Origin of the sequence: uncultured Bifidobacterium sp., from assembly GCF_959020145.1 — a bacterium.
In the GTDB taxonomy this organism is placed as follows: Bacteria; Actinomycetota; Actinomycetes; order Actinomycetales; family Bifidobacteriaceae; genus Bifidobacterium.
Genome location: NZ_CAUEQY010000001.1, coordinates 69,137 through 85,247, shown reverse-complemented (window position 1 = coordinate 85,247; position 16,111 = coordinate 69,137). Strand labels below are relative to the sequence as shown.

Below are 16,111 nucleotides of genomic sequence, written 5' to 3'. Positions count from 1 at the left end.
CGCATCCCGAACATAACCGAACATCCGATACCATCCTACAGACGGCCGGAACAGGACGATGGAAACCCATATAAGGGTTTCCCGAACCTGTTCCGGCCGTCCGTTTCCCCTGGAACGTCCACATGAACGAAGGACATCCACGTTGCTACCATGGGAAACGGGAAGCAATGAATCCATCCACCATAATCGCGGGGTCCGATGCTATTTGAAATGAACCGTGTCCTAATGTGCCGGAACCATCCGGTACTGGAATTCGCGTACTCATCGAACGCGGGTTTCATCCTCGAAGTGGGTGACGTGTTCGATCCGAGCCGCGTACCGATCGGCATGTACGTGGATGGACAGCCCCGACCCGACAGTGATTCGGTGACCGCATGGTGGCGGTCCCGGGGAATCCCCGCCACAAGGGACGGCCTGCGCACGCTGCTCATGGCCACGGGCATCCCCTCCGGAAAAGAACTGCTCGACCGTTCCATGGGATTGAGCCTGTCCGACCAGTACTGGATCCGTCCCGCCGGCATGGACGCGCTACGTTGGGAGGACCTCAACTTCTTCCACAACGATTTCGACGAACGGCTCGGCAAGGCGTTGTTCACCGGCGACTCATCCCATATCGGCGACGTGAACACGCCGGACGTGACCAGCGCCGGAGACCTGCCCAAACGGTGGATCATCCGGAACGACGGCGTCAGGACCCTCATCAAGGCGGGACGGTCCGGCCAGGAGCCCGACAACGAGCGGATAGCGTGGAAAACGGCCCGCCTGCTTGGCATCGACCATGTCGAATACCGTGTGGGCAAGATCAACGGGGCCAGGGTGTCGGCATGCGACGAAATGCTTTCGGATACGGAGGAGCTCATTCCCGCCGGACAGATCATGCGGATCTTCCGGAAGGGAGGATACCGGGAACGCCGCGACATCTGGGTGGACGCCTGCCAACGGCTCGGCGTCGACCGTGAAACGATCATGCACGCCACGGATGATTTCCTGTTCCTCGACTTCCTGCTACGCAACACGGACCGGCATTACAACAATTTCGGTCTGATCAGGGACGTGGAATCCTTCACCATCCGTCCCGCCCCGATCTACGACAGCGGAGCGAGCCTGTGGAACGGCATGGATCCCGACGCCATGGACAACGGGGACTACCGGACGAAACCGTTCTGGACCGACCAATGGGGAGAGGAGGACAACGCGTACTGGCAATTGTCCCTCATCGACGATTGGGACAGGTACGATCTCAGTGTTCTGGACGACGTGCCCGACATCGTCCACGAACAGCTTTCCACCAACCAGCGCCTCTCCCCCATGCTCATCGACCGGATCACGGGCCTGCTGCGTGGCCGGCTCCCGATCATCAGACGTCAAAGGAACACCACCGCCACCCGCCACATGATCGGCATGACTCCCATTCATGGATTGGACAATCCGTCCACGGGTCAAGGACTCCAACCGCCGGACCCGGCCGATATTCCGGACGATACGCGGCCGGACGATCCCGGCAGTAGCTTAACCTAGGGAAATTTTCAAGAAACGAATGGCTAAAAAAGCGACAAAACGGCACCTTGTCAGTTTTGACAGTTTTTAGTATGCTGGTGAAGGCACGATAGTCGATTCTGGAGGTGGAATATGAGTACCGGCACGATGGAATTGGAACACTCGCATGTTGGGAGAGCCGTAGGTTCCCATTCCCATCATGTTTCACGCAATAACAAGACCCGCTATGTCTTGCGCAACGTCAAGGCTCATCGCACGACGAAGAAGAGCACGTCCACTGGGAACGCCACGGCTGTGGCGGGACGTCGTGTCTTGATCGACGCTGACGGCGTCGTGACGGAATTGAACGACAAGGCCTTCGAAGCGGCTATGAACGCGGCGATGGGTGTCATGGGACGGCACCGGATGATCACCACCGGGCAGGCCGCGAAGCTGATGAACTGTTCGCCCCGTACCGTCGCCCGTATCCTTGATTCCGGACGGTTGCCCTTCACCCGTAACGGCGGAACCGGACGACGCATGGTCGACGTGGTCGACATCATGGAATACCAGCGTCAGGAACGTACGCGCATGCGGGAGTCCTTGGACGCCATGCGACGGGCGGCTCGGGAAATCACAATGGACGACGACGAAATGGCCGCCTACGTCGCGCAGTTCGACTAACCCGGAAGGGACCACAACGCCATGACCCAGCCGGTTGCGTTACTGGACGCCAACGTATTCCCCACCACTTGGCTGCTCGATATCCTCCTCACATTGGACGAACATGAGATCGTCGACGTGGTATGGTCCGAACGCATCCTCGACGAAACGCGTCGAGCAATGGTCGAACGCCAGCATCGCGATCCGGAACGTATAGACCGTTTCCTGGACTCTATACGTTCCATGAATCCCACGCACTGCATATACGGGTGGGAGCCTCGCGAAACATTACTTGATGAGCTGCCCGATCCCGATGACAGACATGTGCTCGCCGCCGCTCTGGTTGCCGACGCGGACTACATCGTCACTTACAATCTCAAGGACTTTCCCTTGGAAAAACTCAGTCGGTATTCGATCACGGCCATCCATCCCGACGTTTTCCTGTGCCGCATGCTGGATCGGGACACACGTGGAGTGCTGGATGTGATGGACACGGTCGTCTCCAACAAGAACAATCCGCCACGCACCATGGGCGAGGAACTGGCCCATCTCAGAAAATTACGGCTCAACACGTTCTCCGACAGACTGAAGAGCCTATATTCCGAATGATCTAAACATCTGGTAAACCACCCGGCAGACGGCCGGAGCAGGACGACGGAAACCCATACTGGGCTTCCCGACCCTGTTCCGGCCGTTTTTCTCCCTTGCATCCCTATCCCGCCTCGCATGCCTCCCGTCCAACGACGGTCGGGAACGGAAAAGCAACCCTCCGCAAGACCGCACACCCTCATCATCTCCCCCGTGACGGTATCGGACGGGGCGCGTGTGGAAATAACGCGGCATAGAGGAACGACAATCCCCGCGCAAGGAGGATGAGATGGACAAGATCGTCGTCATAACCATCATCGCCGTCTTCTGGCTCCTCGGACTGCTGACGGCATGGAGCATGTGCGTCGTCGCGGCACGAGCCGACCGACGTATGGAAGAGAACCGCCACGCCCGCCAACGGATTCAAACGCGCCGGCTGGAACACCAAAGCTTGACGGGAGCGGCGCCGACTACAAGAACAGATACATATGATTAGTCTTCGATTCAAGTAAATCGAAGATCTTACAGGCTAAAAATGGCCGAACCAATGGGAAAGACCGCAGAGAGTTTTTTCTGTTTCGTACTGGAAATGGATGCTTCCAGTTTTTCCGTAACGTCGAGGAGTGCGGCTGTCTGACGTTCCAAAACGGCAAGACGCTGTTCTAATGGTTGTCCCATATTTGAAGCAGGAGCATAGGGTGGAACAGTTCCATTTTGATCCTGTTTTTGATCGGACTTTTTCCTCTGCTCTAGTTTTTTATTAACCAGCTCAAGTTCTTTGTCAATTCGCTTAATGCTATTAGTGAAAGAATGGTAACGATAACAATTAAATAGTCTGCCTCTCCAGTTTTTTCTCGATGCGCAGGTCCAGGGCAGACGCATCAAAAAATAAGCATAAGCCACGGCACACAATGCAATGCATATTAGAACTAGTGTGTCATGGCTCCAAGAGGGATAGACCGTGAGCAAAGGAAGGAGCGGAGAGAAAAAAATAACCATAAGGGGCCAAAGAAGAATCCCCATTACCCTAATGAAAGAGTGTTGTTCAGCGTCGACAACAACTTCGAGAAGCATGGGGACAAGAAGCCCGGTGTACAACAAAGAAATCAGCAGTGCACAGATGAGGATCGAAAGAAATAGCAATCCAGAATTGCTGGACCGGTTACCGAGAAGAACGGTGAAAAGCACAGAGCTGAGCAGGAATGTCGGAATAAATACAAGCAGTACAGGTGGACCGTAGCGGTGCCACTTGAGGTATTTTGTCTTATTGGCCTCGCCGGGTAGTTTTTCAAGTTTATCTGCGAGATCTTTCTTCTCTGATTCAAGTTCTTTCTTCTGCTCTTCTTCTGAGCGTTTAATTCGCTCTTCTTCGCTGTAAATCCTACTGGCATTCGCCAATATGCACGACCAAACCAAGATGAACAGGATGAAGAGGGGTCCGAAAATAGGACCGTATTCCTCTATCAGGCATGGGGTCAGAATCCCTGTGAGAGCCAGTATGAAAACGGAAGTTCCGATAGATACTGAGGAAAAAAGCTCTATCGTCCCTTTTACTCTGGTTTTCCCTTCTAACGCAATCACCACAACAATGGCAGCGTTCAATGTCAGAAAAGTCAACAAGCATGTAAGCGGATCGGAGCAGCCTGGTCGAACATGATCCGCGGCATCCGCCCAAACCTGTTCCAGAAAGGGAATAATTGACTTGGTAACACTAGAGATATTCCATTTCCAATCTGACTGGTGCTCCGAAAGGAGCAAACATGCCAAGCTGATGAACATCGTCAGCCAAGACAGAGGCGCGACCCAAATAATCTTCTTCAAATCAAGTAGAAGCAGCTTTCCCTCCATGCGCCTCAATTTTAGAATGGGATCTTTTTCTTTATCCAAAATTACCTTCTGTCATTCTTGGAGAAATACCGCTGTGAACCCGACCATTCCGGTGGATATCCTATAAACCATTATCTCATAGGGGGCGGGTTTTCTGTCAATACGATCCTCCGTTAAATGACATGTTTTTCGTTAGAATTTTTCGGCATACTGGTTTTCCTGTGGATATCCGCTGCTGATGAATTGCCTTTTTTGTGAAAGCATTCGATTCCCTCCCCCTGTCTGATATCGTCCGCGTGCCATGTGGATTGTGCGGAACCGTACGGTCGCATGGCCGGCCGATTCCGGGACATGTCCTAACTAGGGAGGAATCCATATGGCTGCAACCCTTTGCATCCTGGTCCTGATGGTCGTCGCCGCCTCATGCCTGTATGAGGCGTTCGTGTACATGGCCGTCAAACAGAAAAGCACCTTCGTTGGCCGCAAGACCAAGGAAAAGGTTCTCGCCATGAGCCGTAAGACCCGTCAAGGCAAGGCCGTCCTGTTCATCGTGCTCGCCGTCGTCTGCTTCGTGCTGATGGTCGTGGCGGGCATGCTGATGGCCCATGCCGGATACAACGTGTGACGTCGGACCGGCTCACATCCATGATGGGTGGGATGGTTCCGTATCCACGGGATTCCTCCCGCCCATCTTCCGTCTTTTCAAAAGAGGTGGGAATGTCCGTCGACGATGAAGACGAATACGACGGTTCGGAAGCAGATGGCATGGAACCGGACGGCGATGGGGCCGATCCGTTCGTGCCGATGTTGGAGGACGATGGGCACAGGCTCGGCCGTCCCGCGCGGCGTGGCGTCGGCGTGGTGGGTTTCGTTCCCGCGCCGACCAGACTGTCCATTCCCGAACTTGACTGGCTCATGCGCGTGCGTGACGGCGCCGGCCGGTCGGTGCGTGTGCCGGAACACCGGTATTCGCGTTCCGACCGCGGCGCGGTCGAATCGGCTCGCGGACGCCTGTATTCGATGGTGTCGAAGCAGGTCAGCCAGACGAAGAGCCTGTACAAGGCGCGGCAGCGTGACGAGGAAGGCATGCTCCCGTTGGGTTCCGCGAGCCCGTTGGACATGATCACCCGCGATTTCAACGAACGTCCCCTGATCCCATGGCATCAGACCAGCACGGGACGGGCGGGAGTGCTCACCACTTTCGTGGCCGGTTCCGGCGCGCAGCTGATCCCCGGACCGCCGATCGGCATCGACGCGCTTTCCCGCGAACTGTTCCAATTCGACTGCTGGGGTACGTACGACGCGCACATGACCACCAGTCCCGACCTGTTCTTCAGCGGCCTGCGCGGCCAGGGCAAAAGCTATTGCGCGAAGACCATCGCTGTCCGTGAGATCGGGTTCGGACGCAACATCATCGTCCAATCCGACCGGCAGGGCGAATGGAAGGCCATCGCGCGGGCCATTCCCGGCGGGCAGGTCGTCTCCCCCGGCAAAGGCAACTATCTGAACCCGTTCGCCATGCCCGACATGTCCCACCTCAAATCCGAGGAGGACAAGCGCGCGTTGCGCCAGGAGGTCCTGGCCGGCAGGAAAAGCGCCATGATGGCGTTGGCGGAGGCGGTGAGGGAACCGGACCGTCCATTCCCGTTGGACAAGGACATGCTGTCCCTGATCGACCAGCTCATTGCCTCGTACGGTATCGGTCCGATGACGTTGCAGGCCGCGGTCAAACGACTGTCCGACTGGGATTGGGTGGATTCCATATACTCGCATATCCACGGCTTCGAGCATTACCGTGATCTGGCGCGTGAGAAGGCCAGCGAGGCGGCCCGCGTGTTCTCCCCCATGGTCGATGACGGCACGATGAGCGGCATGTTCGACAAGGAGTCGACCATCACGTTGGATCCGGCCGCGCCGATCATCGTGTTCGACACGTCCGGTCCCGTGTTCCAGGATCCCACGTTGAAACGCGTGTACACCGCGGCGGTCAGCTCGTGGATTGACCGGCTGTTGCAGGCGCGTGACGGACTGCGTCGCATCATCGTGTGCGAGGAGGCGTGGGACCTGCTGAGCAACCCGCAATTGGTCGACTCGTTGCAGACCCGGCAGCGTTCCGCGGGCCACTGGGGGTGCGCCACATGGCTGATCGTGCATGGCGTCGCGGACATGACCCAGGTGTTCACCGCCGGCTCCGGCCTGCGCGGCAAGGTCGAACAGTTGATGAATCTGATGGAGACGAAGATCATCTACCGGCAGGGTGGCGAGAACATCCCCCTGCTGAACCGTCTCATCCCCGACTTGAGCGAGGACGAACTCGACCAGATACCACGTTTGGCGCAAGGCTATGGCATCTGGCGTATCGGACACGAGCATCCACGCATGATACTGCCCATCGCCGGCCCCATGTGGGCGGACGTGTTCGACACGTCGAGCCTGCGAAAAGCGTCGTGAGACAAGCCCTTCCAGGGAAAAACAATCGCGAAGGAGGAATGGTATGGCCCGATATTGGAATGATGGCTCGTATGACCGTGAGGAACTGAACGCGGACAACCGTCGCAAGGTCATGGACGTGTGGAAAAGGTTTGAATCGTCCAAGACGGGCGTATGGCTGAGCCGGCACACGCATCTGTTGGAACGCCTGTCCGACGAGGAAAGCCATCTCGTGGTCCGTGCCGGCGCGATGGTGTGCGTGTTCGCGCTGATCCTCTCCATGATCATGTTCCTGCTCGTCAAGGGCGGCATGCTCGCGTGGACGCTGCTCACCCTGCCGGTGTTCGCCATCGCGTTCATGCTGGTCATGGTTTTGTGGATCTTCTGGGACGCGTACCGTGATTCCGGCGAAAGGGCCGCGGACTGGCTGTCCACACGTCCCGGCGTCGCCACCTGGCGTCAGATCGCCGCGGATTACGGTCCACGCGCCGTCAACCGTGACGTGCTTCCCTCCGTCCTGCCGCGCATGCTTGAGGATTTCCGTTACCGCAAGCCGGGCGCCATTCGTCCGCGCCCATGGCATGCGGCATGGTATGTGGGCAGGTCGTGGAACATGGAGGTGTGGCTGGGTTCCGAACGGCACATCTACGTGTTGGGTCCTACCCGTTCCGGCAAGACCGTCAGTGTCGTCATCCCCAGCGTGGTCGAGGCTCCCGGCTTCGTGCTCGCGACCTCCACGCGAGGCGACATCATCAAAACGACCCGCTACCTGCGCGAATGCGGCGTGAAGGATCGGGTGACCGGCGCGTCGTATGGTGGCCGTGGCGCGGGCACCACGCACATCTTCGATCCCGAAGGCATCGCGGAGAACGATCCGGACACGCGCCACAACATGAACTGGACGCCGTTGCAGGGTTGCGACGATCCGGCCGTCGCGATGCGCCGCGCGCAGACCATGGTCGCGATCGGCGGCATGGGCTCCGGATCGAACAACCAGGAGTGGGGCGTGAGCGCCACCATGTATGTGCAGGCCATGCTGTACGCGGCGGCCATCGCGGACCGCACCATCAACGACTGCTACAAGTGGAGCCTGTCCCCGGAGAACGCGCAGGAGGCCGCCGACCTGATACGCAAGTACACGAACGAACGCGAGATGGACCGTTGGGCCGCGACCCTGAACGCCCTGCCCCACGTGGACCCGAGGCAGAAGGGCAGCGAATGGTTCGGCGTGAAGAACGCGTTCAGCATCCTCGCCGACCCGAACGTGCGAGCCCGCATGAACCTCAGCCCGTCCGACCCGCGACTGATCGACCCGAAACGCATGGTCCTGCGCGGCGACACCGTGTACGTGCTGTCCAAGCCACGCCGTGACGGCGGAGTGGCCGGCAACGCGGGCATCTTCGTGAGCCTCCTGCTCGACACGTTCCAGGAGGCATGCCAGGATCTCGCGTTCGACAAGGCCTCCGGCTCGCGCGGCAAGATCGAACCTCCCGCCCGATTCGTGTTGGACGAACTGTCGAACATCGAGAAATGGCCCGGTCTGCGCAACGCCATCACCCAGGGCGGCGGCAACGGCTACCAGCTGATCATCGTGGAACAGTCACGCCAGCAGATGGCCGACGAGAAGGACGGGTACGGCAAGGCCGTGGAGCAGACCGTGTGGGAGAACTGCCATCGGATCATGCTCAAGGGCGTGTCCGACGACGAGACGTTGAAATGGTGGATCAGCCAGATCGGCACGCACCACCATACCCGCCGCGAATCCTCCTGGAATCCGGGACAGGGGCCGTTGGGCGGATTGACCACTCGCCACGAACGTGAGGAATCCGTCACCCAACAGGAACTGAGCCTCCTGCCCGTCGGCTACGCGCTCGTCGAACCATTGGGCCAGGCGCCCGCCCTCGTGCACATGATCATGTACATGCGCCGCGCATGGTGGCGGGAAGGATTGGAAGGCATGCGTCCCGCACGATCCACGCCATGGCATGAGAGGAACACGGGGAAGGCCATGGCATGAGCGACGGGAACAAGGTGGACGAATTCTACGACCGGATGGCCTCTCCGGATCCGGAGAACGGCGAGGCCACGATGCCGGACGACGACGTGAGGGACGAAGGAAACGTGCTGTCCACGCCGGTCGCCGGCGGAACGGACGTGACGGACGGACTGGAACGGCCCCCGTATTGGACCGACGCCATGGAAAGGCAGTTCCGCCGCAGGGTCTCGGCCGATTTCGAACGTTTCGTGAAGGACGTTTCCAGGAACGGCACGCCGCCGGCCATCGACCAGTGCGAACACGCGTACGGGGAACTGCTCGACACCGTCAAAGACAAGTACAGGGAACTGCTCGGCCATGACCTGCCGGGCACGGCCGCCACGAACGTCGACAACGTCATCAAGCAGGTCACCTTCATGCCCGCCATCGACCCTCTGCACGGGCCGGGACTGTGGGCCAAACTCCCCCAGCACCGTATGGACGAGATGGTCGAGGCGCGGCCGGTCGATTTGACCGGCTCGCCGACCCGCATGGACATCGACCTGATGATGCTGCACACCATCCGCATGGGACGTTTCCTCACCACGCATTACACGGATTGGGCGCAGACCCTTCCCGCATGCTGGATCCGCCACGACGACGTGGTCCAGGAGGTGTATTCGCTCAAATGCTATATGGACCTTGTGGCCGCCAGTCCTAACGGAGGATTCTACGCGCCGACGCTGCAATCGCTCATCCATTCGGCGTTGGAACGCGTCAAAGAATACCTTTCATCGGCCGAAACGTCGAACACCGACCACAAGCACCACCTGTCCGGACCGGACGAACGCAAACGCGAACAGGCCCGGAAGAAGGAATACGCGGACTGGTTCAACCGTGAGGGAGGCTGGTCCGGCGAACCACGCTTCGATCCGTCGTGGGAGTACCGCAGCACGGACGAGGGTCTTGACAGCGTATGCGACCTGCTGACCCCCACCCGCGTCGAGGATGATGGCGTGGCCGACGACGAGACGCTGTCGGACCGTTCCCGCCAGTGGAGGGAGAACATGCGGATGCTGCGGGACAGCTACGACATGGACCATTCACCGGAACGCCTGCAAACCGCGCGGGACGAGGAGGAGCGGATGCGCCGCGTCTGGCTCGACTACAGGAACCGTGAGCGGACGAGCCGCGACAACCTGGACCGTGCGGTGACGTCCGCGTCGATGCTGATGCGCGACACCGGCCGTGTCCGGCTCCTAACGGACACGGAACGTGTAACGCTTTCCGGTCTCATTTCCAAGGGGCGGGAAATCCTACGGGAATACGGCAAGAATCCGTTGGATGAAGGCTATGAGCCATGCTCCATCGACATGCAGGACGATCTGACCGCACGATTGGACCGTCTCGTGGACGGGGATCCAGCCGACGTGTTCAACCGTTGCGAACGCATGCTCGACCAGATCGACAAGACCTTCGAACGTGGAAGGGAGACACCTGATGAACGTCGGACAGCCTAGCCTGTTCGACCAGTTGACGCCGTCGGACTCGCTGAGGGACGACCTCGACTGGCTCGACTCCCTACAGGAGACGGAACCCGCTCCCCGCAAAACCCGCGGACGAGGCCGCAAGCCGGACAAGACCCGGCATGATGTTGACGCCACGCCCGCACCACGGGAGGAAAAGAACACCACTCCCAAACCGGAGCATGAGACACGCCGGCCGGCTGACTCCATCACGGAACCGCCCGCGCCCATGCTTCTCATCCCCGACACCGGCACGGACGACGGGACCATGACGGGCATGGAGCCGGACGGCATGACGGCCTCGGACATGACTGACGACGGGACCGTACCCGTCGAAACCGAATCCGTCCGAACGGTTCTGGCGGACGACGACACGTCGGACGTTCTCTTTGGACTGGGCCTGGAGGACGTGGCCGACTCCACCGACGGCGGGACCCGCGACAAGACCACGATGAAATGGGTCGCACGCGTCCTCATCGGCGTGGGCGCCATCATCCTGCTGCTCCTGCTATTCGCATTGGCCGGCTCCCATTCCGCGTCCGTCAGACAGAAAGCCTCGTACGACCGGTTGCAGACGTCGATGAGCCAACTCGCCACGGCCAACACCAAGGCGAAAGCCACACTCAAACAGGCCGGCCGGCTTGGACTGGACGACTCCGCGGACGCGTTACGCCACGCCATCGAATCGAACGGCATGCTCATGAAATCCAAACGGACAGGACTGTCCATCGAGGCTTCCGACCGGCTGGCCGGCAAGGCCGACGAAGCGTCCGAACATACACGCGAATTGTCCGGCAGGATCGCCAAGACCATCAAGGACAAGCCTTTGACGGACGCGAAACGCAAATGCTCCGCCGCCCTGGACAAGGCCGTGAAAGCGTCCGACGATGCGAAACCATCCGACGACACGACCCGGAAGGCGAAGGAGACGTTGGACAAGCTGGCCGCGCAGGCCCGCGGACTCGGTTCGAAAACCACCGTCGGACAATGGAACGACATGGCCGCGAAACTCGACAAGGCGCGTGAAGACCTCACGAACGCGTTGGACGCCAAAGCCAAGGCCGACGAGGAAGCCAAACGGCAGGCGGAGGAACAAGCCCGGCAGCAGGCGCAACAACAGCAACAGCAGGCCTCTCCCACGCCACAGCCAACCCCGCAATACCATCGTCAATCCGGAGGCTCCACCAGCATCCCCCGCGGGAACAACGGCGGAGGAACCACGAACAACAACAATGGCGGAACATCCAACGGCAACTCCGGCGGATGGTACGTGCCACCGGAAACCAACGACAACAGTCTGCCGAGCAACGACTCAAGCCTCTGACAAACGGGAAAGGAGCACAACAATGGGAAAGAACAAACATCGTCAGGCGTCCACGCCCGAATCGAAGAAGCAGGCGGCCGTCTGGTGCGCGATCGCCATCATCGCCATCACCGTCATGGTCCTGGTCGCCAACCCATGGAAACAGCAGACGTCCACGACGTCCACGCCGCAATCCAGCCAATCCGCGCAGACACGATCCCACAAACAGAACAAGAAAAAGAAGACGACGAAACCGTCCGGCACCCTGCAACAGCAGGCACAATCCATGTTCATCGGCGGCGCGGAACAGATCGCCGACGACGTGCGCGACCTGTTGAACGCGCCGGAGAACTCGAACGTCGACACGCTCGGCAACCTGCTGTACCGGCATAACCGTCAGGATCTAGCCGAAGCGACGGATCTGTATGACGCGATCGGCCAGCAGAAGGACATCGACACGATCCGCAGCCTCGCACGCGAATGGTATCCGCAAGCCATGCAGGCCGGCATCGAGGCGAGACGTGACGACCTCTCGTCCGGATTGGACAACACCGCGCGCGAGGTCGCCACCATCGAACGGGACGATCTTTCCGGCACGCAAGGCTGCGGCGATCTCAAAGCCGCGTACGAGACCGCGAAACGACTCGTGGACTCCAAGTCGGATGATTACGACGCTTTGACCAAAGCCCAGCAGAATCTGACCACGGCGATGAGCGGCTGCGCGACCAACCTCGATCCGACGAACCGGGAGAAAGTGTTCGGCCGACCGCAGGGAACCCTCAAGGAAGATAAGGAGTAGGAGAACATGGCCACCACGAACAACCGCTCTTGGAAAGCGCTACTGCCACGGAACGGCGGCATCGGAGTGTGCCCGCAGATCGGCAGGGTGAAGATCCCGCCCGTCTGCCCACGTTCCACGCTCAACCTCACCGGAGGCAGACGCATCAAAACCGTCCGCGCCTGCTGGTTCGAGGGCGACGAGGCGCGTTTCGTCTCCCTCATGCCGTCGACCGGTCGAATCCGCAAGGAATTGGAATCGTTGAAGGGCGGCGAGACGGTCGAATTCATCGGACGTCCCTGCGAATGGCATGACATGTCTGGGCAGAACTACTATATCGTCATCGTCACCGACATGGACATCATCATGGCAAAACGGCTAAGCGCTTGAAAAAATCAAGTAGATTCGGTATGACGTATGTCTGTTAGGCCAAAACATCGCGAGACACACGCCATACCGAATCACATGGAACCTGGAATGCGATCACCGTAAGGCAATTGCCTAACATACGAGTCCATGTATTCCCAATCGGGGATATACCCATCATCAGAAAAACGATGCTCCGCATCTATTATTGGATGACCATCTTCAGTCTTCTTGATGGGTAACTTGATTGTGAAATCCTTTTTGTAATGGGTATTAAGTTCCCGTCCGAATGCTTGAAACTTAGTTGATGCTTCAAGACGGATAAGCGTTGCGATAAATAGTTTCGTTTCCGTGGAGATGTTTTCCCTACTTCTGAGAACTGCGACATTCTGTGCTGTATAGAACGGCGCAGATTGCACGAAGCATGAACCGAGATAGCTTCCTCCTAGAGACAGAGTCATATCTCCAGCTAGGAATGCCTTCGCCCCGGGAACTTCATCAATTTTTGCCACCACACCATTGCCGTTACTATCGCGGGATACATAGTTATATTTAGGATGGCAGGTTTTTGTCTTTATCGCATCTATTCCATTACCCATACAGGCATCAAATAGCTTGCATAACAGAAAAGGTTTCCAATCAGAAACGTCAATTCTCTCATCCTTTTTCGCATCATTAGCTGTAGAAAGAGGTTTGAAGTGGAGTGTCTCCATATATTGCTGGATCCACTGCCAATCGGGTTGCCCATCTTTTGCAGGAAGCTTAATCCATGTGTTATTCATGTTATCAAGAGTCCATTTGCGACCATATGAAAACCGACATTTCTCATGTTTGAGCACAGCACAGATAAAAAGACCGGTCGCCGGGGTGAGTTTTCCGTATCTAGCACGCAGATATAGAGCATTCACATCATCTGTTGCCCAATAATCTTTAGGCTGGTAAAAAGCTTCTCCAACAGAACCGTTATAGCTTAGCGAAATCGTATTCCCTTTATGAATGGGGTCTTGGCTTATTTGATTTGAGACGCCATTATTGGAATCTATCGCCCCAATATATGGGGTTTTACCTTTTCCTGCTTTTACCTGTTCTTCTGCTGTGAGTCGTTTCCCCTTCTTAATTTCGAAAAGGCCTTCTTTCCCACCGAGTTTGAACCATTCCCATGCATCTATATCAAGCTTCATATACGCTCCCCGTCTTCACAAGATATGCCAAATAGTCGTTAACGGTTTGCTGAAAATCTTCTTCAGTAAGTGTTGTGTAATCAGTTTCCATATACGCTTCGCACAGCCATTCATCATCTTTCGTGACTGCATGCATGGCGCTGAAACCCGCTTTCACGGTTTTGTTACGATATAGATTAAGCCATTCCTTCTCGATTTTCTTCCATTCGCTATGACCATTGAAATCAAACTGTTCGACCCTGCCAAGGCCTTTCCTCTTAATGAATCCATCATCCTTATAAAAACCGAAGAATGTTTTGCGCCTAGGTTTTCCTGTGGCGTGATCAAAATGCGGCTTGTTTAACGTGAACAGCATACAGACAGCCTGTACTGCTGCACCTGGATAAAAAATCTCACTTGGCAAAGAGAAAACCGCATCGAGGGTGTTGTCCTGAAGCAGCTCCTCCTTCATCTTGGTTAGACGAGTACCTGTGCCAATGGCCGCAGCCATCGGCAGAAGGACAGCGAGACGGGTACCTTCCCACTTCTCGGCTTTAGCTATATCCGACAAGTATTTTACAAAAACCATGCCCTTGGTAGGGTCGGATTTGCCATTTTTCTCAGAAGATGTCCACTCTTTTTTATAAGCATCTGGGATACCTCGGGGCTTGGCATTATAAGGAGGGTTCATCAGAATCACATTTGGTTTCGCCCCGACAATGAAGTTTTTCAGATCGAAGCAGGATCCGAATTCGACATTGCTGTTGCCGTCCCCGTGAATGAGCATATTTGTGGTTGAAAGACCGTATGCCTTTTCCTCGTTCTCTATGCCAAATATATGTTCTTGCTTAATCTTGTCTGCTAGTTCCTTGAACTCAGCGTCTGTATGACCGTATCGTGCGTCGGCCAACTCGTGAACCATGGCTTGGACCAGGAAGGAGCCTGATCCGCAACAGGCGTCAAGGACCCTGTCCTTATAGGTGACCTCGGTGAGACGGGTCATGAAATCAGTGATATGGTCGGGGGTGAACGCTTGGTTCTTATCGGCCTTTCCCACATATTTGTTGAATGTGATGAAGAACAGGTTAAGGATGTCCTGACCCTCGGATGAATTGGAATCGATGAACCTATAAATTTTCATGAGGATAAAGGACAGTACCTCAAGCCAATCCTTCAGCGTAAGCGCCTTGATGTGCTGCTCTTCGAGCACATCGCGATTCAGAAGCTGGATTTTGATTTGCTTATTCTGGCTTCCGTCCAGTAGGTTTTCTAGCATTTCGCCAATGGCGTTTCTGATTCCTGAAGGGGTGAATTGAGACCATCTTGCTGCGAGTTTTTTCCTGGTCGTCTCATTCACTCGTCCACCGCTGCATCTCTTCTCTACTTCGTCCTTGACGAAAAGGAGACACGTTCCGACGAATTGGCTGCGATTGCGCTCGTCAATATCCTTCTTGTGAAGCATTTCGTTTAGCGCATAGGTGTTGCGCATCACGGCTTCGCGGTCGTTCTGACGATCCACCGCGAACAGCTTCTTGTAATGCGCCATGCAATCAAGGACTGTCTCCCCCGGAAGCAGATGGTCGTCGTCCACCTCGTCTTTCCATACACGAATCTTGTCATCATTGGTGTTGGCGAGTATCGCTATAACCTTTGCACCGCGATGCAGCGCATATTCCTCCTCAAGATAGGAGGCGAGCTGTTCGGAGTCGGAATCGACGAATTCCTGCTTAGTCTCGACAATCACGGTGTATGTTCCGGTGTCGTCCTTATCCACGAACCGGCGATCCAGCTTATAGTGATGTGGCTTAACGCCGCCTAGGGCCTCGGTCAGTTTGCCCAAATTACCGGCATCCTTGGCATAGCTCCACTCGTCCTCTTCTATATTGGCTGTTAGATACTCCGGACCAATGACATCAACAATTCCATGTCTGTTCATTCCAATCCCTCCCATCTCCGATTCACATTGCTTCTCCATGTTAGGTTTAATCCGCACCCGTCGATACCGTGTGTCGGTATACC

The 16,111-nt window shown here is 56.8% G+C and carries 14 protein-coding genes; 11 read left to right on the top strand and 3 right to left on the bottom strand.

Translation table 11 applies throughout. The features are described from left to right. The first annotated feature begins 225 nt into the window (after positions 1-225). The 4 genes from Q5H33_RS00450 to Q5H33_RS00435 all read left to right on the top strand — a co-directional run bounded on the left by Q5H33_RS00450 (position 226) and on the right by Q5H33_RS00435 (position 3,223). The gene (locus Q5H33_RS00450) at positions 226-1,518 is read left to right on the top strand and encodes a hypothetical protein (protein WP_302422450.1); all 1,293 of its coding nucleotides are present in this window, start codon (positions 226-228) and stop codon (positions 1,516-1,518) included. 111 nt (positions 1,519-1,629) lie between these two features. After that, complete coding sequence (locus tag Q5H33_RS00445; RefSeq protein ID WP_235363009.1) at positions 1,630-2,160, top strand: helix-turn-helix domain-containing protein; 531 nt, start codon at positions 1,630-1,632, stop codon at positions 2,158-2,160. Between the two features lie 21 nt (positions 2,161-2,181). Continuing rightward, positions 2,182-2,748, top strand: a complete 567-nt coding sequence (locus Q5H33_RS00440) for a PIN domain-containing protein (RefSeq protein ID WP_195247721.1) — start codon at positions 2,182-2,184, stop codon at positions 2,746-2,748. A gap of 268 nt (positions 2,749-3,016) precedes the next feature. Next, positions 3,017-3,223 (top strand): hypothetical protein, encoded by a 207-nt coding sequence (locus tag Q5H33_RS00435; protein ID WP_195247722.1) that lies wholly within the window; start codon positions 3,017-3,019, stop codon positions 3,221-3,223. Positions 3,224-3,249: 26 nt separating this feature from the next. Here Q5H33_RS00435 and Q5H33_RS00430 read toward each other — a convergent pair whose 3' ends face one another. Next, a complete protein-coding gene (locus Q5H33_RS00430; protein WP_302422445.1) occupies positions 3,250-4,614 on the bottom strand; it encodes a hypothetical protein in 1,365 nt (454 codons plus the stop codon). 316 nt (positions 4,615-4,930) lie between these two features. Between Q5H33_RS00430 and Q5H33_RS00425 the strand changes: the two genes are divergently transcribed. From Q5H33_RS00425 to Q5H33_RS00395, 7 genes are all read left to right on the top strand, one after another. Further along, positions 4,931-5,179 (top strand): hypothetical protein, encoded by a 249-nt coding sequence (locus Q5H33_RS00425; protein WP_042991465.1) that lies wholly within the window; start codon positions 4,931-4,933, stop codon positions 5,177-5,179. Between the two features lie 92 nt (positions 5,180-5,271). After that, positions 5,272-7,005, top strand: a complete 1,734-nt coding sequence (locus Q5H33_RS00420) for an ATP-binding protein (RefSeq protein ID WP_302422443.1) — start codon at positions 5,272-5,274, stop codon at positions 7,003-7,005. Between the two features lie 43 nt (positions 7,006-7,048). After that, positions 7,049-9,001, top strand: a complete 1,953-nt coding sequence (locus Q5H33_RS00415; RefSeq protein WP_302422441.1) for a type IV secretory system conjugative DNA transfer family protein — start codon at positions 7,049-7,051, stop codon at positions 8,999-9,001. Beyond that, on the top strand, positions 8,998-10,479 hold the full coding sequence (locus tag Q5H33_RS00410; RefSeq protein WP_302422439.1) for a hypothetical protein: 1,482 nt from the start codon (positions 8,998-9,000) through the stop codon (positions 10,477-10,479). Before Q5H33_RS00415 ends, Q5H33_RS00410 begins: the two co-directional genes overlap by 4 nt. Then, entirely contained in the window at positions 10,460-11,809 is a 1,350-nt protein-coding gene (locus tag Q5H33_RS00405) for a hypothetical protein (RefSeq protein ID WP_302422437.1), read from the top strand. The genes Q5H33_RS00410 and Q5H33_RS00405 overlap by 20 nt, the downstream gene beginning before the upstream one ends. Positions 11,810-11,831: 22 nt before the next feature. Continuing rightward, positions 11,832-12,587: a hypothetical protein gene (locus Q5H33_RS00400; RefSeq protein ID WP_042991137.1), complete on the top strand. Its 756-nt coding sequence runs from the start codon at positions 11,832-11,834 to the stop codon at positions 12,585-12,587. Positions 12,588-12,593: 6 nt separating this feature from the next. After that, positions 12,594-12,956: a hypothetical protein gene (locus Q5H33_RS00395; protein WP_042991131.1), complete on the top strand. Its 363-nt coding sequence runs from the start codon at positions 12,594-12,596 to the stop codon at positions 12,954-12,956. 71 nt (positions 12,957-13,027) lie between these two features. Here the strand turns inward: Q5H33_RS00395 and Q5H33_RS00390 are convergent, their stop codons facing one another. Continuing rightward, complete coding sequence (locus Q5H33_RS00390; RefSeq protein ID WP_042991132.1) at positions 13,028-14,113, bottom strand: restriction endonuclease subunit S; 1,086 nt, start codon at positions 14,111-14,113, stop codon at positions 13,028-13,030. Continuing rightward, positions 14,103-16,028, bottom strand: a complete 1,926-nt coding sequence (locus Q5H33_RS00385) for a class I SAM-dependent DNA methyltransferase (RefSeq protein ID WP_042991138.1) — start codon at positions 16,026-16,028, stop codon at positions 14,103-14,105. Before Q5H33_RS00385 ends, Q5H33_RS00390 begins: the two co-directional genes overlap by 11 nt. Between the last annotated feature and the right edge of the window lie 83 nt (positions 16,029-16,111).